Annotated in this window: 20 protein-coding genes and 1 riboswitch; of the genes, 5 read left to right on the top strand and 15 right to left on the bottom strand. The window is 62.0% G+C overall.

Annotated elements, in window-relative coordinates:
- Positions 1–70: 70 nt before the first annotated feature.
- Both rmuC and J3P90_RS06700 read right to left on the bottom strand, forming a co-directional pair.
- Positions 71–1,453, bottom strand: coding sequence for a DNA recombination protein RmuC (gene rmuC, locus J3P90_RS06705; protein WP_434611644.1), 1,383 nt, complete (start codon positions 1,451–1,453; stop codon positions 71–73).
- 175 nt (positions 1,454–1,628) lie between these two features.
- A complete protein-coding gene (locus J3P90_RS06700; RefSeq protein WP_080942569.1) occupies positions 1,629–1,952 on the bottom strand; it encodes a hypothetical protein in 324 nt (107 codons plus the stop codon).
- A gap of 902 nt (positions 1,953–2,854) precedes the next feature.
- Here J3P90_RS06700 and J3P90_RS06695 point away from each other — a divergent pair.
- From J3P90_RS06695 to J3P90_RS06685, 3 genes are all read left to right on the top strand, one after another.
- Positions 2,855–3,079 (top strand): hypothetical protein, encoded by a 225-nt coding sequence (locus J3P90_RS06695; protein WP_249875763.1) that lies wholly within the window; start codon positions 2,855–2,857, stop codon positions 3,077–3,079.
- Positions 3,080–3,353: 274 nt separating this feature from the next.
- Positions 3,354–3,836, top strand: coding sequence for a hypothetical protein (locus J3P90_RS06690; protein ID WP_434676005.1), 483 nt, complete (start codon positions 3,354–3,356; stop codon positions 3,834–3,836).
- Positions 3,837–3,980: 144 nt separating this feature from the next.
- A complete protein-coding gene (locus J3P90_RS06685; RefSeq protein WP_434676004.1) occupies positions 3,981–5,258 on the top strand; it encodes an OmpP1/FadL family transporter in 1,278 nt (425 codons plus the stop codon).
- A 99-nt stretch (positions 5,259–5,357) separates the two neighbouring features.
- On the opposite strand, the gene J3P90_RS06680 is transcribed toward J3P90_RS06685, so the two are convergent.
- The 13 genes from J3P90_RS06680 to cobO form a co-directional block, all read right to left on the bottom strand.
- The gene (locus J3P90_RS06680) at positions 5,358–5,906 is read right to left on the bottom strand and encodes a glutathione peroxidase (RefSeq protein ID WP_434676003.1); all 549 of its coding nucleotides are present in this window, start codon (positions 5,904–5,906) and stop codon (positions 5,358–5,360) included.
- 182 nt (positions 5,907–6,088) lie between these two features.
- A complete protein-coding gene (locus J3P90_RS06675; RefSeq protein WP_434676002.1) occupies positions 6,089–7,297 on the bottom strand; it encodes an MFS transporter in 1,209 nt (402 codons plus the stop codon).
- A 52-nt stretch (positions 7,298–7,349) separates the two neighbouring features.
- The gene (locus J3P90_RS06670; RefSeq protein WP_030142382.1) at positions 7,350–7,754 is read right to left on the bottom strand and encodes a MarR family winged helix-turn-helix transcriptional regulator; all 405 of its coding nucleotides are present in this window, start codon (positions 7,752–7,754) and stop codon (positions 7,350–7,352) included.
- Between the two features lie 71 nt (positions 7,755–7,825).
- The gene (locus tag J3P90_RS06665; protein ID WP_434607264.1) at positions 7,826–8,557 is read right to left on the bottom strand and encodes an adenosylcobinamide-GDP ribazoletransferase; all 732 of its coding nucleotides are present in this window, start codon (positions 8,555–8,557) and stop codon (positions 7,826–7,828) included.
- A 2-nt stretch (positions 8,558–8,559) separates the two neighbouring features.
- On the bottom strand, positions 8,560–9,135 hold the full coding sequence (gene cobC, locus J3P90_RS06660) for an alpha-ribazole phosphatase family protein (protein ID WP_434676001.1): 576 nt from the start codon (positions 9,133–9,135) through the stop codon (positions 8,560–8,562).
- The gene (gene cobT / locus J3P90_RS06655) at positions 9,132–10,187 is read right to left on the bottom strand and encodes a nicotinate-nucleotide--dimethylbenzimidazole phosphoribosyltransferase (RefSeq protein WP_434607268.1); all 1,056 of its coding nucleotides are present in this window, start codon (positions 10,185–10,187) and stop codon (positions 9,132–9,134) included. Before cobT ends, cobC begins: the two co-directional genes overlap by 4 nt.
- On the bottom strand, positions 10,184–10,705 hold the full coding sequence (cobU, locus tag J3P90_RS06650) for a bifunctional adenosylcobinamide kinase/adenosylcobinamide-phosphate guanylyltransferase (RefSeq protein WP_420767519.1): 522 nt from the start codon (positions 10,703–10,705) through the stop codon (positions 10,184–10,186). Before cobU ends, cobT begins: the two co-directional genes overlap by 4 nt.
- Before the next feature lie 132 nt (positions 10,706–10,837).
- The gene (locus tag J3P90_RS06645) at positions 10,838–12,289 is read right to left on the bottom strand and encodes a cobyric acid synthase (protein WP_434676000.1); all 1,452 of its coding nucleotides are present in this window, start codon (positions 12,287–12,289) and stop codon (positions 10,838–10,840) included.
- Positions 12,286–13,278 (bottom strand): threonine-phosphate decarboxylase CobD, encoded by a 993-nt coding sequence (gene cobD / locus J3P90_RS06640; RefSeq protein WP_434607273.1) that lies wholly within the window; start codon positions 13,276–13,278, stop codon positions 12,286–12,288. The genes J3P90_RS06645 and cobD overlap by 4 nt, the downstream gene beginning before the upstream one ends.
- Entirely contained in the window at positions 13,271–14,179 is a 909-nt protein-coding gene (cbiB, locus tag J3P90_RS06635) for an adenosylcobinamide-phosphate synthase CbiB (protein ID WP_434675999.1), read from the bottom strand. The genes cobD and cbiB overlap by 8 nt, the downstream gene beginning before the upstream one ends.
- Complete coding sequence (gene bluB, locus J3P90_RS06630) at positions 14,176–14,826, bottom strand: 5,6-dimethylbenzimidazole synthase (protein ID WP_434675998.1); 651 nt, start codon at positions 14,824–14,826, stop codon at positions 14,176–14,178. The genes cbiB and bluB overlap by 4 nt, the downstream gene beginning before the upstream one ends.
- Positions 14,823–16,235 carry a cobyrinate a,c-diamide synthase gene (locus J3P90_RS06625; protein WP_434675997.1) on the bottom strand — a complete coding sequence of 471 codons (1,413 nt, stop codon included), beginning with the start codon at positions 16,233–16,235 and terminating at the stop codon, positions 14,823–14,825. Before J3P90_RS06625 ends, bluB begins: the two co-directional genes overlap by 4 nt.
- Positions 16,232–16,843, bottom strand: a complete 612-nt coding sequence (gene cobO, locus J3P90_RS06620) for a cob(I)yrinic acid a,c-diamide adenosyltransferase (RefSeq protein ID WP_420767442.1) — start codon at positions 16,841–16,843, stop codon at positions 16,232–16,234. Before cobO ends, J3P90_RS06625 begins: the two co-directional genes overlap by 4 nt.
- A gap of 81 nt (positions 16,844–16,924) precedes the next feature.
- Positions 16,925–17,134, bottom strand: a riboswitch (cobalamin riboswitch).
- Between the two features lie 160 nt (positions 17,135–17,294).
- Here cobO and J3P90_RS06615 point away from each other — a divergent pair.
- Positions 17,295–17,879, top strand: a complete 585-nt coding sequence (locus J3P90_RS06615) for a hypothetical protein (RefSeq protein ID WP_434560187.1) — start codon at positions 17,295–17,297, stop codon at positions 17,877–17,879.
- A gap of 186 nt (positions 17,880–18,065) precedes the next feature.
- On the top strand, positions 18,066–19,376 hold the full coding sequence (locus tag J3P90_RS06610; RefSeq protein WP_434675996.1) for a PQQ-dependent sugar dehydrogenase: 1,311 nt from the start codon (positions 18,066–18,068) through the stop codon (positions 19,374–19,376).
- Positions 19,377–19,423: the final 47 nt, after the last annotated feature.

The following is a 19,423-nucleotide window of genomic DNA, read 5'->3' as shown; positions in this document are numbered from 1 at the left end:
GGGGAAAAGTAAACCCCTGTGGCGAGGGAGCAAGCTCCCTCGCCACAGGGGCCCGTGCAAACCTTGGAGGTTACTGACCCTGGCTTTCTTCGCCGGTCTCCTCTGGCAACCCATCCACGTCCGCCATCGCCCGTTCAAGCAACTCCGTAGGCAAGCTCTTGCTCGCCCTGGCGCCGAGCAGTTTCAACTGCTCGCTGCGGCTGACCAGGTTGCCGCGCCCTTCCGTCAGCTTATTGCGTGCGGCGCTGTAGGCTTTGTCCAACTGCTGCAAGCGACTGCCGATTTCGTCCAGGTCCTGGATAAACAGGACGAACTTGTCATACAGCCACCCCGCCCGTTCGGCGATTTCCCGGGCGTTCTGGCTCTGGCGCTCTTGCTTCCACAAGCTGTCGATCACCCGCAGCGTCGCCAGCAGCGTGGTCGGGCTGACGATCACGATGTTGCGGTCGAAAGCTTCCTGGAACAGGTTCGGCTCGGCTTGCAAGGCTGCGGAAAATGCCGCTTCGATCGGCACGAACAGCAAGACGAAATCGAGGCTGTGCAGACCGTCCAGACGCTTGTAGTCCTTGCCGGCCAAGCCTTTGACGTGGGCTCGCAATGACACGACGTGCTGCTTGAGAGCCAACTGGCCGATGGCATTGTCTTCGGCCGCCACATATTGCTGGTAGGCCGTGAGGCTGACCTTCGAATCGACCACCACCTGCTTGTCGCCGGGCAGATAAATCAATACGTCCGGCTGGAACCGTTCGCCATCCGGCCCCTTGAGACTGACCTGGGTCTGGTATTCGCGGCCCTTCTCCAAGCCGGCATGTTCCAGGACCCGCTCGAGAATCAACTCGCCCCAGTTGCCCTGGGTCTTCTGACCCTTGAGCGCACGAGTCAGGTTGGTGGCTTCATCGCTCAGGCGCAGGTTCAGCTGTTGCAGGCGCTCCAGTTCCTTGCCCAGGGAAAATCGCTCCCGGGCCTCGGCCTGGTAGCTTTCCTCGACGCGTTTTTCAAAGGACTGGATGCGTTCCTTCAGTGGGTCGAGCAACTGACCCAAGCGCTGCTGGCTGGTTTCGGCGAAACGCTGTTCACGCTCGTCGAAGATTTTTCCCGCCAGCTCGGCGAACTGGGCCCGCAATGCGTCCCGCGAGCCTTGAAGATCGTCCAGGCGCTGCTGATGGCTTTCCTGCTGTTCGCGCAATTCGGCCTGCAACGAAGCAGCCTGGGCATCCAGGCGTCGCAATTCAGCTTCCTTATTGGCACGCTCCAGGTTCCAGGCATGCGCCGCGTCCCTTGCGTTGTCACGCTCGATCTGCAGCAGTTCGACCTCGCGACACGCAGCCGCAAGCTCGGCTTGCCTGGCGGCATTGGCCTGGCCCAAGTCACTGATTTCGTCGCGGCAGGCATCGAGCTGGGCATTCAACCCATCGTGTGCCATGTGGGCGGTCGCCAGGCGTTCTTCCATCAACGCCAGCTCGGTCTGTGCCGCGCTTGCCTGGCGTTGCAGGTGCCAGGCCAATGCCAACAGCGGCACCGCAGCGCCTGCCAGGCCAAGCAACAGGCTGGTCAAATCCATCGCCATGACAATTCCCGCGCAAGAGATAAAGCCCGAAGGTTAACCAAGCAACCCGGCGTTGCCCAGCTCAGTCTTCGATCTCGCCCAATGCCTGGCGGGCACGATGATCGCCGGCCCGCGCGGCCTGGCGCAGCAGGTCCTGGCCAATACGCCGGTCCCGTGCATTGCCGCATTCGCGGCACATCAGCTGACCGAGGCGACTCTGTGCGGCCACCACGCCTTCGCGCGCCGGTTGTTTGAGCAGGCGTCCAGCCAGGTGCTTGACGCTGGGACGCTCTCCCAGGCTCGGGCTGTCCAGCAGCCACTCGGCAACTCGCATCGATATGCGCTTGGGAGGGGTAACACCTGAGGGTACGGAGGTAACAGGATTTGATACTGAGCGAAACTTCATAACGCACTACGGGACAGATCGGAAGGCGCGCCACTCTACTCCTTTTTTCGTACGGGTAAAGTCGAAAAAAACCGGCACGCCCGTTCTAGAGCAAGCGCTTGGGACAATCCACAGAAGCTGTGGATAACTCAGTGGACAACCTACCCTGAACTCGCCGCAAGCCCTATGGAACGGGGCCTGCGCTCAAACTGTCGATTTTTTCACCAGTAAAAAAAAGCGATGTTTTTCATTGACTTAAATTTTGGATACAGGCACCCGCCCCGGATTGTTCAAAGATGAAAATACGGTGACAGCGGCCCATAGGAGTGTGTACAAGTAACAGCTGAAGTGGTTATATCGCTGCGCTTTTTTGACGCATCTGGCGCTCAAGACCCTGTGGAAAAGCCCCGATCCCAGACTTTTACACGCTGCGCGCTTTCGCGCCCCAGCGGCAGCACCGGCATTTTTCTGACCAACGGCCTTCCCTAAAGCGGCTTGATTCGATAGTATCCGCGGCGTTAGTACCAAGCTGAAAGTCAATTCCGGGTCGGAAACATCTCAGCGGTCAGCTATCCCCACGGGAAGCCTGCCGAAAAAGAGACCGCCCCCCTCGATGGTTTCCAGGTAATGCTCGCGCTGCGCACTTCGAACGAATCCGAAGCTGCCGACAGGCTCATTATTCTGACCGAACCAACCTGCAAATTGATCAGGATCTTCACCCCGGGCCCAGAACCTTTGCCCTCGATGTGTTGCCTGCCCTCCTAAGTACCTACCTGCCAGCCCAAGCGCGCTCTTTTATAGCGCTCAAACTGGCTGCTTTGTTCCAGTCGGGTTCTTCGTTCGACCAATGGTGGTCGACGTTACTGGAACGTTTTAACGTTGCACGGTTCTTAATCGTGTCATTTGTAGGAACACCCCATAACATGTCTAATCAAATCCAGACACAGGATGCCATCCGCACCCTAACCAACGCCTTTGCTCCAATGAACTGCCTGATCATGGCCGCTCGCAAAGGCTGCTTCAGCTTCACGCTGGTCAACGAACACGGCATCGCCCGTCACAGCGAACGCTTGTATCCAGACCAGTACTCCAGCGCAGAACCGCTGCAGGCGGTCATCGAGCGTACCCGTCAGGCGCTCGTTGCCTGACACGCCAGGACACTGAAGCATCCAAGGCCCCGCCCAAAACGCGGGGCTTTTTATTGCCCGGCATTTCTCGATAAAGCGCAACGGCTTAAGTACAAACAGCTATAACGGTCATAACCGTTCGATGAACATGGTTTAAAAACAGGCCTTTACAGCGCAGATATGACACTACACTTCAACTCGAGCGGCATGATCCGCTTCGGCGGAGCCTGATCCGATCCACCCGCTGCCAAGCCCACACCGTCAGGCTCCGCCCATTTCCCGTTTCGAGGATTTTATGGGTATCGCTGCCAGCGAACTGTGTCGTTATGTGATCCGCCCGACGCTCCTTTACCTGGGGAGCCACAGCACAACGGCGGAAAACCTGTTGCTGGGGATCGCCGCCAGTCAATCAGGCCTGGGCGCCGCGTTGCACGATCGTCGTGGGCACGGCTTGTACCGCATCACTGAACCGCGCCATCAAGCCCTGTGGGACGATTACCTGGCGTTGGATCCGGAACGAGCCAGCCTGGTGCGAGGCCTGGCGAGCCAGCATGCTTTCCTGAGCGGCCCTCATCAGGAATTGACCGTCAATTTGCGCTACGCCACGGCCATCGCTTGGTTGCTGGTGGAGGAACACGCCACCCCGCTTTCCGATTCAAACGATTTGCTGGCCATGGCCCGCATCTGGCGCCAGGTTTTTCATCCCACTGGTCGCCTGCGGGACTTCACCTGCGCGTGGCAAAACTGTGTTTCACCCTTGAACCAGGTCGCTTGCTGAATGGAAAAAAGGAAACTTCCTACAACTGCGACGATTTTGGTCGGATTGTCCTACAAAACCCTTCTAAATCAAGCCATACAAGCTATAGCGCTTGGGCAAAAATGTTGGTAATTTTCGCCCCGGTGATCACCTGGAGTTCTAACAATGAAAAAAATGATGCTCAAAACCACCCTTGGCCTTGCCGTTACCTTGGCATCCACCCAAATTTTCGCCAGTGGCTTTGCCTTGAACGAACAAAGCATCAGTGGCATGGGCACTGGCTTCGCGGGTCGTTCTTCTTCTGCCGATGATGCAAGCACCGTGTTTGCCAACCCTGCTGGCATGTCCCGCCTCAAGCGCCAACAAGTCACCGGCGGCTTCGCCGTCATCGACGCATCCACCGACATCAACGATGCCAGCGGCACCCAGTCCGGTACGAACGATGGCGACATGGTCCCGTTCACCGGCGTTCCGATGGGCTACTACGTCAAGCCAATCGACGATCAATGGGCATTCGGCCTGGGCGTCTACGCCCCCTTCGGCCTGATCACCGACTACGAAAGCAGCTTCCAGGGCCGCAATTTCGGCAGCAAGAGCGAAGTGAAGGTCGTGACCTTCCAGCCAACCATCAGCTACGCCTTCAATGACAAGGTGTCGATCGGTTTTGGCCCGACTATCAACCGGATTTCGGGTTCATTAGAGTCGTCTCTGGACGTCACTGGGTTCTCTTCCAACGGCGACGTGAAGATCAAGGGCGATGACATCGGCTATGGCTATAACATCGGTTTGCTGGTCCAGGCCACCGATACCACCCGCGTCGGCCTCACCTACCACTCCAAGGTTAAATACAAGCTGGATGGTCATACAGAAGTGAGCCCAGGCGGCACCCCCGCGTTTCCTGGTGTTCTCATCGGTGCTCGTTATGACGCCTCCCTCGACATCACTACCCCAGAATCGGTCGATTTCTCGGTAACCCAGGAAATCAACGATGCCTGGACTGTCTATGCCGGTAGTACCTGGACTCGCTGGAGCCGCCTGAAAGACATCACCGTGAACAACGACATCACCGGCGGCGGCGCATTGAACCCAACCCTCTTCGGCACCATCACCGAAGAACAGAACTGGCACGACACCTGGGCCTACGCCATCGGTACCTCCTACCAGTTGAACAAGCAATGGGTACTGCGCACCGGACTTTCCTTCGACCAGGCGCCGACCAACAACGCCGACCGTTCGCCTCGCATTCCTACCGGCGACCGGACCATCTTCAGCCTGGGTGCCGGCTGGAGCCCAACCGACGACCTGACCATCGACGTGGCCTATTCCTATCTCAAGGAAGAAAAAGTCAACGTCAACAGAGCCAACGCCCTGGGCCAGGCCTACAACGCTGAATACGAAAACAGCGCCAACGGCTTCGGCGTCGGCGCAACCTACCGCTTCTGATGATCCACGGCGAGCAGGCATAAACAGCCGGTCGCCACCTGAAGCGAAAAAAAAGCCCCGCTCTCTGTAAAGAAAGCGGGGCTTTTTCGTGGTTGAGGATCAAGGTTTGGAAGCAATAGCCGTCTCCACCGCCTTGATGAAATCAGGATCGTCGGGTTTTATCCGACTGGAAAAACTGCCAACCACCTGGCCCTGGCGATCCACGACGTATTTGTAGAAATTCCATTTCGGCGCGCTGGACTGTTCGGCCAGGTGCTTGAACAAGGGAATGGCATCCGCGCCCCGTACCGGTTGCGGTTCGGTCATGGTAAAGGTCACGCCATAGTTGACGTAGCAAACCTTGGCGGTCTCCGCGCCGTCCTTGGATTCCTGCTTGAAGTCGTTGGACGGCACGCCCAGCACTTCCAACCCTTCACTTTTATAGCGCTGATTAAGCGCCTCGAGCCCTTTGAATTGTGGAGCGAACCCACAGAAGCTGGCCGTGTTGACCACCACCAAGGGTTTGCCAGCGAAACGCTGGCACAAATCGACGGTTTCCTTGGCCCGCAGCTTGGGCAGCGAACCCTCCAAGAGTGACGGGCATTCAGCCGCCCATACATGCCCGGTCATAGCCAGCAACAGGGTGGGAACAGCAAACCAACGCATCATGTCGGATTTTCCTTGTAAGCCTGTCAGACCACGACGTTACTCCGCGCGCCCGATGCCGTCCACACGTCAGCAGCTGCCCATGCCCAGCTGCATCAAAGCCAACCCGCCCTGGCGCCAGCCCCACCAGGCGACCGCCAGCAGCGCGGCGGCGCCGGCTGCGATCAACCATGGGCCGACGCGGCTCATGCCGCACCCGCCTGGGCTTGCAGGCGGGCAACCGGGCGCTCACGCACCGGCCAGTTCAACGCAGCCGCGAGCAGGCTGAGCAAAATCGACACCTGCCAGATCAAGTCGTAGCTGCCCGTGCGGTCGTACACGACGCCGCCCAGCCAACCACCGAGGAACGAGCCCAACTGGTGGAACAGGAACACGATCCCACCCAGCATCGAGAGATTTCGTACACCGAACAACGTGGCGACCGTCCCGTTGGTCAATGGCACCGTCGATAACCAGAGAAAACCCATCGCCATGCCGAACAGATAAGCCGTGGTCGTCGTCACTGGCAACCACAGGAACAGGCCGATCACCACCGCCCGCACCAGGTACAGGCCAGTCAGCAGGCGCGGCTTGGACATGCGCCCGCCCAGCCAGCCGGCGGTGTAGGTGCCGAAGATATTGAACAGACCGACCAGTGCCAACACGGTGGTGCCGAGGCTGGCCGGCAGGTGCTGGTCCACCAGATAGGCCGGCAGATGCACGCCGATGAACACCACCTGGAAACCGCAGACAAAAAAACCGACCGCCAACAGCCAGAAACCGGAATGACTGCACGCCTCGCGCAACGCTTCGGACAAGGTCTGCTCGTTGCCGCTCAGGGGTGCCGGTGCATCCTTGAGCATACTGACCAAGGGCACGATCAACGCCACCAGCAGGCCCAGCGCCAACAGCGCCGCGGACCAGCCGAGCCAACCAATCAGCCCCAGCGTGCCCGGCAACATCGCGAACTGGCCAAACGAGCCGGCCGCGCTGGCGATGCCCATGCCCAGGCTGCGTTTCTCTGGCGGCACGGCCCGCCCGACCACACCAAGAATCACCGAGAACGAAGTGCCGGACAGGCCGATGCCGATCAACAGGCCGGCGCTCAACGACAATGACCAGGGCGAGTCGGCCATGCCCATGAAGACCAGGCCGACCGCATACAGGACACCACCGATCAACACCACTTTTGCCGCACCGAAGCGATCCGCCAGGGCGCCCGTGAAAGGCTGCGCCAGGCCCCAGATCAGGTTCTGCAAAGCGATGGCGAAGGCAAACACCTCCCGGCCCCAGCCGAATTCGGCGCTCATCGGCGCCAGGAACAACCCGAAGCCATGCCGCACGCCCAGGGACAACGCCAGGATCAACGCACTGCCCACCAGGACCCAACCACAGGTACGCCACATCGATGTCATTCTTATTCTCCGGTCGCGGGTATATACCCACTTATCATCGGACGAACCGGCGTCACGCCAACTCATCCAGCAAGGCCAGCAAGGTCGCGCGCTTTTCGGCACCGAGCTTGTCGATCAATTTCTGTTGTGCCGCTTCCCAGGCCGGCAATGCCGCCGCCAACCGGGCATTTCCCGCCTCGGTGAGCACAACGATGCGGTTGCGCAAATCGTCGCCCTCAGCCAACTTCACCAACCCCTCGCCTTCCAGCACCCGTAGGTTGCGCCCTAGGGTGCTGCGGTCCAGGCCCATGGCCTCGGCCAGGGACGAAATGCTCGGCTGGTCCAGGCGCGCCAGGTTATTGAGCAAAGAATACTGGGCAACGTTGATCCCGAAGCCATCGAGAGCGCCGTCGTAGTACCTGCTGACGCCACGCGCGGCGCGACGCAGGTTGATGCACAGACATTGGGAAGGAAGCATGATGCGTGTATATACCCGCGACTAAATGAATGCAAATTTAAATGAGGCCCTGACCGCTGACAAGCCGGGATTCAGCTCAACGCCAACGCCACCAGAACCGCCATTTCCAGCAATTCCAGCAAGGCGCCCGCGGTGTCGCCGGTGCATCCCTGCAGCCTGCGCAGCATGATGTGGCGCAAACCGATAAATACCAGCACGGCGACCGCCAACGTCCACAGCCCCGCCCATCCCATCACCAGCACGCACCCCAGCGCTCCGGCCCACAACACCTGCCAGCCCGAGCGGCGCGGCAAATGATCGGCCAACGCTTGGCCCAGCCCACCGGCACGCACATACGGCGTGGTGAGGAACAACCCCAGCAAGGCGCTACGCCCCAGCACCGGCACAACGAGCAAGGCCAACGCATCCTCCTGCTCGATCAGCGCCACCAGCGCGGTCCATTTGAGCAGCAACACCAGCACCAGCGTGACCACGGCGATCGGCCCGCTGCGTGGATCCTTCATTATCAGCAACGTACGCTCACGATCGCCGAAACCGCCGAGCCAGGCATCGGCGCTGTCGGCCAGGCCGTCCAGGTGCAGCCCGCCGCTGAGCAGCACCCACGCCATCAGTAGCAGCGCGGCATGCAGCATCACCGGCGCGCCCGCCAACAGCGCATCGAGCAACCACAGCAAACCGCCGAACAACAGCCCCACCACGGGATAGAACAACAGCGAACGCCCCAGCTCGCGGGGCTCAGGCATGCCCGGCAAGCGAATCGGCAAGCTGCTGAGAAATTGCAGGGCGATCCAGAAGGGCAACATGCTCAGCCAGCCTCTCTAAGCACGGGGCCGGAGGACACCGCCAGGGAAAACAGCGCACCATGGCCGACTTCGACATTCAGTAATTGCTCGCGTGGCAACCCCCGGGCCTGGGCCAGTAGCAAGCGCATCACGCCGCCATGACTGACCAGCAACACGCGCTGACCGGCATATGCGAGGTGCAAGCGCTCGACCGCCGCCAGCACCCGCGCCGAAAACGCCAATACCGGCTCACCTCCGGGAGGTGTGAAGGCGTAAGGATCGGCCCAAAAGCGACCGAGGGCCTCGGCGTCGGTCTCCATCAATGCCGCCGCGCTGCGACCTTCCCAGGCGCCGAAATGCAACTCTTGCAAGTCTTTGTCCGCCTGCACCGGAACGCCAAGCCGGGCGCCAAGTTGTTCGGCGAAACGAGCGCATCGCTGCAATGGCGAGCACACCAGGCGATCCCACGGCCCGCCTTGGGCGACCGCCTCGTGCATCTGCTCCCAGCCCCTGGCCGTCAGGGCGTCGTCGAGGCTGCCGCGCAAGCCGCCGCCCAGCTCGGTTTCACCGTGACGCAGCAGGTCCAGGCGCAAGGTCATGCCGGGCGATCCGCCACGGCCGCTTCGGCAAACGTCGCCATCTGCCCGTGAAGGTCACAGGCCAGGCGCAACAACGGCACCGCCAGCGCCGCGCCACTGCCCTCGCCCAGGCGCAAGCCCAAGTCCAGCAGCGGTTCGGCGCCGAGAGTTTCCAGCACGTGCCGGTGACCCGGCTCGGCACCGCGATGACCGAACAGCAGCCATGGGCGGCATCCGGGATTGAGCCGCACCGCCACCAGCGCCGCTACGCTGCAGATAAACCCATCCACCAGCACGGCGACGCCCTGCTGAGCGCAGGCCAGGTACGCACCGACCAACGCCGCGATTTCGAAACCGCCGAGGTTGAACAATGTCTGCAACGGGTCGCCGCTCGCACCACCGTGCAACGCCAGGGCCCGCTCGATCACCTGGGCCTTGCGGCTGACACCTGCCGCGTCCAAGCCCGTGCCCGGCCCGACCAAGTGCGTCACCGGGCAATCGAGCAAGGCACAGGCCAGGGCACTGGCGGCAGTGGTATTACCGATGCCCATCTCGCCGCCGATGAACAATTGCGTTCCAGCCGCGACCGCGCGCGCCACGCTGTCGCGTCCGGCTTGCAGGGCCTGTTCGCCTTGCGCCAGGGTCATCGCCGGCCCCCGGACGAAATTCGCCGTGCCAGGACCCAGGTTCAAATGGCGCACGCCGTGCAAATTCAGCGAAGGCGTTACAGTGCCCAGGTCGATCACTTCCAGGGACGCGCCCAATTGCCGCGTCAGAACGCTGATGGCCGCGCCGCCGTTGACGAAGTTGAGCAACATCTGCCCGGTGACTTCCTGGGGATACGCCGAGACACCTTCGGCCACGACGCCATGATCACCGGCGAAAATCGCAACCCACAACCGGTCAAGGTTCGGTTTGACCTGCCCTTGCAGGCCCGCCAGTTGCACCGCCATCGATTCCAGTCGCCCCAGGGAGCCGGCCGGTTTGGTCAGCTGTTGCTGACGGGCCGCGGCCTGTTCCAGCGCTTGGGTATCGACGGGCTTGCACGGGTCCAGCCACCAGCGGTGATTCATAACGCAGTTCCTTTAAGGGTCAGGGGCAAGCCGGCGACGGTCAACACGACGCGCTGACAACGTTCGGCCAGGGCTTGATGCAGCCAACCGGCTTCATCGACATAACGACGGGTCAACTCCCCCAGCGGCACGACGCCCATGCCGGTCTCGTTGCTGACGAATATGACCTCGCCAGGAAGCGCACTGATGCAATCCAGCAGCGCTTCACGCTCGGCGACCAGCCGGTCGGCGTCATCAAGCATCAGCAGGTTGGTGAGCCAGAGCGTCAGGCAATCCACCAACAGGCATTGATCATGTGCGGCGTTTTCTTCCAGCACCCGCGCCAGCGCCAACGGTTCCTCCACCAGCGCCCATTCGGCGGGGCGCCGGGCGCGGTGCTGGGCGACACGCTCGTTCATTTCGCCGTCCAGGGGTTGACTGGTGGCGATGTAAGTCACCGGCAAGCCTGTGCTCGCGGCGAGTTTTTCGGCCAGGCGACTCTTGCCCGAGCGGGCGCCGCCGAGGATCAGTTGGAGCATGTTCATACCCTTTCAAAATAGGCGGTGTGGGTGCCGACCCCTTCGCGAGCAGGCTCGCTCCCACAGGATCTCTGTGCGCCGCAAGACCAATGTGGGAGCGAGCCTGCTCGCGATGACGCCAGCCCAGCCACCCTAGATCCCACAGAGCTCACGCAGCAGCCCGGTGTCCAGATGCCGCTCCACCAAATCCGCCAACCGCTCGATATCTCGCTCGCGCAAGCCGTGGTAATCCACCGTCTGTACGTCCTCCAGTCCCGACCAACGCAGCAATGCACTGCTGGCTGCCGGCGACTCAAAGAGCCCATGCAGATAAGTACCAAAAATCTGCCCATCGCGGCTCTGGGCGCCATCGCAACGGCCATCGTCCAAGCGCACCGCCGCATGTTCCAGGGCCGCGCCGACGGTGACGCCCGCGTGGATTTCATAGCCGCTGACCTCGGCGTCTTCCACGTTCAGTCGCCCGCGGACGTTGCGCAGTTGCTTTTCGCGCTCCAGGGTCGTTTCGAAATCCAACAAGCCCAACCCGGCGCTGGAACCCGCCACGCCTTCCAGCCCGAGCGGATCGTGGACCTGCTGGCCGAGCATCTGCAAACCGCCGCAGATACCCAATAACTTGCCGCCGTAGCGCAAGTGGCGCTGGATGGCCGTTTCCCAGCCATTAGCCCGCAGGTAGGCCAAATCGCTGCGCACGCTTTTGGACCCGGGCAGGATAATCAGGTCGGCAGGCGGGATGGCCTGGCCAGGGCCGATGAATTGCAGGTCGACCTGCGGATGCAGGCGCAGCGGGTCGAAATCGGTGTGGTTGCTGATGCGCGGCAGCACCGGCACCACCACCTTGAGCACCTGTTCAGCCTTGTCGGCCTGGCGCTGGTCGAGGCCATCCTCTGCCTCCAGGTGCAGGTCCATTACATACGGCAACACGCCGATCACCGGTTTGCCAGTGCGCGTTTCCAACCAATCCAGCCCCGGCTGCAGCAAGGCGATATCGCCGCGAAAACGATTGATGATGAAACCCTTTACCCGCGCCTGCTCGCTGGGCGAAAGCAACTCCAGTGTGCCGACCAGATGGGCGAATACCCCGCCACGATTGATGTCGGCGATCAGCAGCACCGGGCAGTCCACCGCCTCGGCAAAGCCCATATTGGCGATGTCCCCGGCCCGCAGGTTGATCTCCGCCGGCGATCCCGCGCCTTCCACCATGACGACCGGGTATGTCGCGCTCAAGCGGGCGTGGGAGGCCAGTACCGCTTGCATCGCGACGGCTTTGTAATCGTGATAGGCCACCGCGTTCATGGTGGTCACGGCACGGCCATGGATGATGACCTGGGCGCCCGTATCGCTGTTGGGCTTGAGCAGCACCGGATTCATGTCGGTATGGGGCTCGAGGCCACAGGCCTGTGCCTGGACAGCCTGGGCCCGGCCGATTTCGCCACCGTCGGCGGTCACCGCGCTGTTGAGCGCCATGTTCTGCGGCTTGAACGGCACCACCCTCACACCCTGGCGCGTAACCCAACGGCAGAGCGCCGTGACCAAGGTACTTTTGCCGGCATCGGAGGTGGTGCCCTGCACCATCAAGGTTGTCATCGAATGTCCTTGGCGTAGGCCTCGAAAGCCTGCTCGAGGCGCAGGAACCCGGCATCATCGGCGGGCAACCCGAAACGCAGGCTGCTGGTGTGGGTGAACAGGCGCAGCAGAATGCCGCGATGGGCCATGAATTCATACAGGGCCTGGGCGTGCGGGGTGACCAGCCACTGGAACAATGCGCAGCCGCCCTGGGGCTTGAAGCCGAAGCGTTGCAGCGTCGATGCCAGGCGTTGGCTGGTTTCTTCGCAGCGCTGTCGTTGACGAACCTGGGCCTCGGTATCCAGAAGACACGCCTCGCCCAGGACCCGGGTCGGCCCGCTCACCGCCCAGGGTCCGACTTGCTCGGCGAGCAGCTTGAGCAAACGCCGCTCCGCCAGGACAAACCCCAGGCGAACCCCGGCCAGGCCAAAGAACTTGCCAAACGATCGCAATACAATCAGCCCGACCTGATGGGCGTGGGCGCTGAGGCTCAGATGCGGTGTCATGTCCATGAACGCTTCATCCACCACCAGCCAGCCACCGCGCTGGGCCAACCGTGCGTGCCAATTCAGCAAGCGTTCGGGGCTCAGGCTCAGGCCCGTGGGGTTGTTCGGATTGACCACCACCAGCACGTCGAGGCTGTCGAGGAAAAAATCGACTTCCGTCTCCAGCACTTCGCGCACGATGTACCCGCTGCGGCGCCAGGCTTCGGCGTGCTCGGCGTAACAGGGCGACAAAACACCCACCTTGCCGGCCCGGCGCAGGCGCGGCAACAGCTGGATGGCCATCTGCGAACCGGCCACCGGCAACACGTGCGTCGCTTCGTAATAATCGCAGGCGGCCTGCTCCAATCCATCTTCGGCCTCGGGCAGGCGCGCCCAGGCCCGCAGCGGGATCGGCGGAACGTCGAACGGCCAGGGCGCCAGGCCGCTGGACAGGTCGAGCCAGTCGGCCTCGGCAATGCCATATTGCCGGGAAGCCTTGCGCAGTCGTCCACCATGCTCAAGCATAAAACTCGGCTCCGAGGCAGAGAATCAGCAGCCACAACCATACGCCGCGTTGCACCAATTGCCAGCCGCGATCAATGGAATCGGCACTGGCCGGCACGCCTTCGCCCAAGGACGGACGTTGGTGCAGCTCGCCGTGGTAGATCGCCGCGCCGCCCAGCTCCACGCCCAGCGCTCCGGCGCCGGCGGCCATCACCGGCCCGGCATTGGGGCTGTCCCAGGTTGGCCCCTGGGTGCGCCAGCATCTGAATGCCAGTCGGGTCTTGCCGAGCAACGCGTAGGTCAGGGCCACCAGGCGCGCGGGAATATAGTTGAGCATGTCGTCGATCTTTGCCGCCGCCCAGCCAAAACGTTCGAAGCGCTCGTTGCGATAACCCCACATGGCGTCGAGGGTATTGCTCAACCGATACAACACCACGCCAGGCGCGCCAGCCACCGCGAACCAGAACAAGGCGGCGAACACCGCGTCGCTGCCGTTTTCCAACACCGACTCGGTGGCGGCGCGGGCCACGGCGTTTTCATCCAACTCGGCGGTTTCGCGGCTGACCAGATAACTCACCCGCTGGCGTGCCTCGTCCAGATCGCCACTGCGCAACGCCCGGGCCACTGGCTCGACATGTTCACCAAGGCTGCGCAAGCCGAGGGCGCAATACAACGCGAGAATGTCCACCAGCCACCCTACCAGGGGCGCCCAGGACAAGGCTGTGGCCAGCAACGTCAAGGGCAGCACGGCGATGATCCACGCCGTGACACCGTGACTGCGCCAGCCCCGTCCACCGGAGTTGAAACGCTGTTCGATACGATTGGCAAGACGGCCGAACGCGACCAGAGGATGCCAGCGCCGGGGCTCGCCCAGCAATGCATCCAGCGCCACCGCGGCGGCACTGAGCAACGCTACGCTCATGGACGCACTCCCCAGCGATTTTCATAAATCAGTTCCTCGAGCGGCCGCGGTTTCGCCCAGCCTTCCAAGGCGAGCATGGGCGCTGGGTAAAAGCCCTCGACCGGCCCCAGGCACAGGATCGCCAGGGGTTTTGCGCCTTCCGGCAGGCCCAACAGATCGGCCAGGGCCTGGGGCTCGAACAACGACACCCAGCCCATCCCCAGCCCTTCGACGCGGGCCGCCAGCCACAGATTCTGGATCGCGCAGGACAGCGAGGCCAAGTCCATTTCCGGCAAGGTCCGGCGACCGAAAATGTGCCGCTCGCGGTCGTCCATCAACGCGGCCACCAGCACTTCGGCGCAGTCGTGGATACCTTCCACCTTGAGCTTCATGAATTCATCACTACGCTCGCCCAGGGCTTCGGCGGTGCGAATGCGCTCTTCTTCCACCAGGTTCTGGATTTCGCCGCGCAAGGCGCGATCGCTGATGCGCAGAAACCGCCACGGCTGCATCAGCCCGACGCTAGGCGCCTGGTGCGCGGCTTCGAGCAGGCGGCGCAGCAATTGCGGCTCGACGCTGCCGCCGATGAAATGACGCATGTCTCGGCGTTCGGCGATGGCGCGGTAGACAGCCTCGCGTTCGGCTTGGGAAAAAGTGCTGTCTGTCATGGCCGATTCGCGAGCAGGCTCGCTCCCACACTGGCAGGCATCGTACTGGAGATCACACCATCCCCTGTGGGAGCGAGCCTGTTCGCGAAGGCTGCTTCTCGGTCCGGCGCAAACAAAGCGGCAATCGCCCTCGGATTGGACGGAAAATAAAAATGCACGTACGAAGCCGTCATCCGCCCTTGTCGGAAAACCGCCTCCGCCCCTCGCCCGCCATTGGGGCTATGCCCACGGGCAATCGGCTCAAGCGTGGTGCTGGTCAAGGAATGATGATAGGTATGCCCGCGCAGGTTGCCTTCCGGCAGATCCACCGATTGCAGCGCGAGGGCCGCCAAGCGTTTTTGCATCTGCGCATCGCCGCTCAGCATACCCAGCAGTTCGGCGCGCGTGCCTTCGACGTCGGTGAGTGAATCGAGCAGGTACAGCATGCCGCCGCATTCGGCGAGCAAGGGCTTATCGGATGCATGGTGGGCGCGGATCGCCGCCAGCATGGGCGCGTTTTGCGCCAGGGCAACGTGGTGCAGCTCGGGATATCCACCGGGTAGATAGAGGCTGTCCGCCTCGGGCAATTGGGTGTCGTGGATCGGCGAAAAGAAACTCAACTGCGCGCCCATGGCTTGCAGCAGATCGAGGCTGGCGCCATAAGTAAAGGCAAATGCCTCATCACGGGCCACGGCGATGCGGACGCCGTCGAGCCACCGCTCAACGGCCGTCAGTTCCGGCGCCGCGAACTCGACCGAAGGCGGCAATGCCACTTCACAACTGCCCGCCAGCGCCTCGGCGGCGGCATCGAGACGCACGTCCAGGTCATTCAATTCGCTGGCCTGCACCAGGCCAAGATGGCGGCTCGGCAGCTCGATGCCGGTTTCCCGCGAAAGCGCGCCGTACCAGCGCAAGCCTTCGGTCAGGCTCCCTTCGAGCAATTGCGCATGGCGCAAGGTGCCGACCCGATTGGCCAAGACCCCGGCGAAGGGCAAATCCGGCTGATACCGTGCCAGGCCCAAGGCCAAGGCACCGAATGTCTGGGCCATGGCGGTGCCATCGATAACCGCCAGCACCGGCACGCCGAAACGCCGGGCCAGGTCGGCGCTGGACGGTGTGCCGTCGAACAGCCCCATCACGCCTTCAATCAAAATCAGGTCCGCTTCTGCGGCGGCTTCCCACAACAACCGGCGACTTTCCTGCTCTCCGACCATCCACATGTCCAACTGATAGACCGGCGCGCCACTGGCTCGCTCAAGGATCATTGGATCGAGGAAGTCGGGACCACACTTGAACACGCGCACCTTGCGCCCCTGGTTGCGGTGCAACCGGGCCAGAGCCGCGGTGACGGTGGTCTTGCCCTGGCCTGAAGCCGGGGCGGCAATCAAGACCGCCGGGCAATGGCGGCTGGCGGTCGACACTCGGCTCACAGTTCGACGCCTTTCTGCGCCTTTATCCCGGCCTGGAAAGCGTGCTTGATCATGCCCATTTCGGTCACGGTGTCGGCCAGCTCGATCATCTCGGGCTTGGCGCCGCGGCCTGTCACGATCACATGTTGCATGGGCGGACGAGCCTGCAGGTCACTCAAGACCTGATCCAGGTCGAGGTAACCGTGCTTGAGGGCGATGTTCAGTTCGTCGAGCACCACCAGCCCAATGGACGGGTCGCTGAGCAACTCACGGGACACCGCCCACGCGGCTTCGGCGGCGGCAATGTCGCGCTGGCGATCCTGGGTTTCCCAGGTAAAGCCCTCTCCCATGACATGGAAGCGCACCTGCTCCGGGAAGCGGCGGAAAAACAGCTCCTCGCCGGTGCTGTTGCGACCCTTGATGAATTGCACCACGCCACATTGCATGCCGTGCCCCATGGCCCGGGCCAGCATGCCGAACGCAGAACTGCTCTTGCCCTTGCCGTTGCCGGTCAGCACCAGCAGAAGGCCGCACTCGTTGGGCGAATTGGCGATGCGCTCGTCAATCACGGCTTTCTTGCGCAGCATGCGCGCCAGGTGGCGTTCGTCGCGATCGGGCGTGTCGGTCATGGGGGAGCTCTCCGTTGGGACTGGATAACGGCGGGCGGGCATAAAAAAGGACGGCAACGAGCCTGGCATCGCCCACCGTGATGCCGTTGGATGAATCAGGCCGGTCTCCGGGCTCATGAGCGGCGTAACGCCTGGCTGTGCGCCTTCCCATGTCATGCGACACAGTGGCCTATACGCAGCCTTGACTCATTTACCGTTGCGGGGGCAGCGCCGGGTTTGTGTGCACGCACCGGCTTCCCTGTTTCACCCTATCGGCCATTGCCATAGAGCACCTGAAACAAGCCGCGAAGGTTAGAGGGTTGGGGGTTGAGCGTCAATTAAAGCCGCGATGGGCAGCGCAATGGATATTGGCCGGGATCAATAAGCTGACGTCAATCTTGTGTGATCCTGCGGCAAGTGATATCAAAGAGACACTACGACCCGATATCACAAGAACAAGAGGGCAAATGCGATGCAAGGCATGATCATCAGCAATCCGAAACTGGAATTCCTGCGCCCGGTGCTGGAACGCTGGTTCGATTGTATCGACCGCTACAACGCCGTGCGCGGCGATAACGACACACCCTATTGGCACAATGAAAAAGCCAATCTCGGTCTGCTGTCGGCCGCAGCCTGGATGGCGGAGATGGTCACGCTGCAGGACGCAGCGACTCGCAAGCAGAATGAAGAAGGCGAACGTAATGTCAGCGCCGATCTGTTGATTGCCAGCAGCGATGAACGCGCCTACATCCAGAGCACGCAGCGCTGGCCGAAGGTCAACAACCTGAACCTGACCCAACCGTTGCTGGAAGCCACCAGCGACGCCAAGCGGATCAGCTACGCCAGCGACCTGAAACTGGGTTGCCTGTTCATCGCCCCGCAAAAAGCCCAGCAAAGCGCGACGCCAGAAGAGTTGCAGGACATGATCGATGACCTGCAAAAGGAAAACACCTGCGCCGTGGCCTGGTACTTCCCTTATGCCTACCGCAAGTTGCGCAACGAGGCCGGACACTATCACCCAGGGGTCGCGGTGCTGTTCAAGCAGGCTCATGGTTGATTGTGGCAGCGAGCCTGCTCGCTAGACGGGGGAGCAATCCGCATCTCACTGCCAGGTTGACCTGCTTTCGCGAGCAGGCTCGCTCCCCACAGGAAAATCGTTTGCCAGGCGGGCGGCCCCACCGTTGAACCATCCCACGTCTACGCTTCTCTATGAGTAATCACATGCACTCATAGGGAAGTCCGCATGCTCAAGCCAAATCACCTGTTGATCGCCGCCCTTGCTACAGGGCTTGTCGCTTGCGGCGAGTCGTCGACATTGCAGGTTTCCGACGGCATCGGCCCGTCACCGAAACTGCCCGAGCCGAACAAGACCCTGATGCCCACGGTGAACATCGCTGAAGCCATCGGATGGCCGGACGGCGCCAAGCCAACCCCGGCCCCAGGCCTGAAGGTGGTTGCCTTTGCCGAAGGCCTGGATCATCCGCGCTGGCTTTACGTGCTACCCAACGGCGATGTGCTGGTGGCCGAAACCAACGCTCCCCCCAAGCCCGACGATACCCAAGGCATTCGTGGCTGGGTCATGAAGAAAGTCATGGACCGCGCCGGCGCTGGCGTCCCCAGCCCCAATCGCATCACCCTGCTGCGGGACGCCAATCACGACGGCGTCGCCGAAACCCGGACGATTTTCCTGGAAAACCTCAACTCCCCGTTCGGCATGACGCTGGTGGGCAATGACCTCTATGTGGCCGACACCGACCGGTTGATCCGTTTCCCTTACAAGGAAGGCGATACGCAAATAAAGGCGCAACCCACCAAGGTTGTCGATTTGCCCGGCGGCCCCCTCAACCACCACTGGACCAAGAACGTCATTGCCAGCCGGGACGGTAGCAAGTTGTACGTCACGACCGGCTCCAACAGCAACGTCGCGGAAAATGGCATGGACGCGGAAGAAGGCCGCGCGGCCATCTGGGAGGTGGATCGGGCCACCGGCAGTCACCGCATCTTCGCCTCAGGGCTGCGCAACCCCAACGGCCTGGCCTGGGAGCCTCGCAGCGGCGCCCTGTGGACGGCGGTCAACGAACGGGATGAGATCGGCAGCGACTTGGTGCCGGACTACATCACCTCGGTGAAGGACGGCGGCTTTTATGGCTGGCCGTACAGCTACTACGGGCAGAACATCGACGTGCGCGTCGAGCCGCAAAATCCCGAACTTGTGGCCAAGGCCATTGCTCCCGACTATGCCGTCGGCCCTCATACGGCTTCATTGGGCCTGACCTTCGCCGAAGGCGGCACATTGCCCGCGCCGTTTACAGAAGGCGCCTTCATCGGGCAACACGGCTCCTGGAACCGCAAGCCCCACAGTGGCTACAAAGTAATCTTCGTCCCGTTCAATGCCGGCAAACCCGTGGGCCAGCCCGTGGACGTGCTGACCGGTTTCCTCAACGCAGACGAAAAAGCCCAGGGGCGGCCGGTGGGCGTGGTGATCGATAAACAAGGTGGGTTGTTGGTGGCTGATGACGTAGGGAACAAGATCTGGCGGGTATCGAAAAATTAACGCTCAAACCGATCCCCGTGGCGAGGGAGCAAGCTCCTCGCCACAAG

This window comes from Pseudomonas sp. D3-10 (genome assembly GCF_051132175.1).
Lineage (GTDB): Bacteria > Pseudomonadota > Gammaproteobacteria > Pseudomonadales > Pseudomonadaceae > Aquipseudomonas.
This window is presented reverse-complemented; position numbering and strand designations above follow the sequence as displayed.

Coding starts and splice junctions, on each gene's coding strand:
- J3P90_RS06675 (WP_434676002.1), bottom strand. CDS start 7,297: ATGACATCGATGTGGCGTACCTGTGGTTGGGTCCTGGTGGGCAGTGCG.
- J3P90_RS06645 (WP_434676000.1), bottom strand. CDS start 12,289: ATGACAACCTTGATGGTGCAGGGCACCACCTCCGATGCCGGCAAAAGT.
- cobT (WP_434607268.1), bottom strand. CDS start 10,187: ATGAATCACCGCTGGTGGCTGGACCCGTGCAAGCCCGTCGATACCCAA.
- J3P90_RS06670 (WP_030142382.1), bottom strand. CDS start 7,754: ATGCTTCCTTCCCAATGTCTGTGCATCAACCTGCGTCGCGCCGCGCGT.
- J3P90_RS06615 (WP_434560187.1), top strand. CDS start 17,295: ATGCAAGGCATGATCATCAGCAATCCGAAACTGGAATTCCTGCGCCCG.
- J3P90_RS06610 (WP_434675996.1), top strand. CDS start 18,066: ATGCTCAAGCCAAATCACCTGTTGATCGCCGCCCTTGCTACAGGGCTT.
- J3P90_RS06685 (WP_434676004.1), top strand. CDS start 3,981: ATGAAAAAAATGATGCTCAAAACCACCCTTGGCCTTGCCGTTACCTTG.
- cbiB (WP_434675999.1), bottom strand. CDS start 14,179: ATGAGCGTAGCGTTGCTCAGTGCCGCCGCGGTGGCGCTGGATGCATTG.
- cobD (WP_434607273.1), bottom strand. CDS start 13,278: ATGCTTGAGCATGGTGGACGACTGCGCAAGGCTTCCCGGCAATATGGC.
- J3P90_RS06665 (WP_434607264.1), bottom strand. CDS start 8,557: ATGTTGCCCTTCTGGATCGCCCTGCAATTTCTCAGCAGCTTGCCGATT.
- J3P90_RS06690 (WP_434676005.1), top strand. CDS start 3,354: ATGGGTATCGCTGCCAGCGAACTGTGTCGTTATGTGATCCGCCCGACG.
- J3P90_RS06695 (WP_249875763.1), top strand. CDS start 2,855: ATGTCTAATCAAATCCAGACACAGGATGCCATCCGCACCCTAACCAAC.
- J3P90_RS06700 (WP_080942569.1), bottom strand. CDS start 1,952: ATGAAGTTTCGCTCAGTATCAAATCCTGTTACCTCCGTACCCTCAGGT.
- cobO (WP_420767442.1), bottom strand. CDS start 16,843: ATGACCGACACGCCCGATCGCGACGAACGCCACCTGGCGCGCATGCTG.
- bluB (WP_434675998.1), bottom strand. CDS start 14,826: ATGACAGACAGCACTTTTTCCCAAGCCGAACGCGAGGCTGTCTACCGC.
- cobC (WP_434676001.1), bottom strand. CDS start 9,135: ATGACCTTGCGCCTGGACCTGCTGCGTCACGGTGAAACCGAGCTGGGC.
- J3P90_RS06680 (WP_434676003.1), bottom strand. CDS start 5,906: ATGATGCGTTGGTTTGCTGTTCCCACCCTGTTGCTGGCTATGACCGGG.
- cobU (WP_420767519.1), bottom strand. CDS start 10,705: ATGCTCCAACTGATCCTCGGCGGCGCCCGCTCGGGCAAGAGTCGCCTG.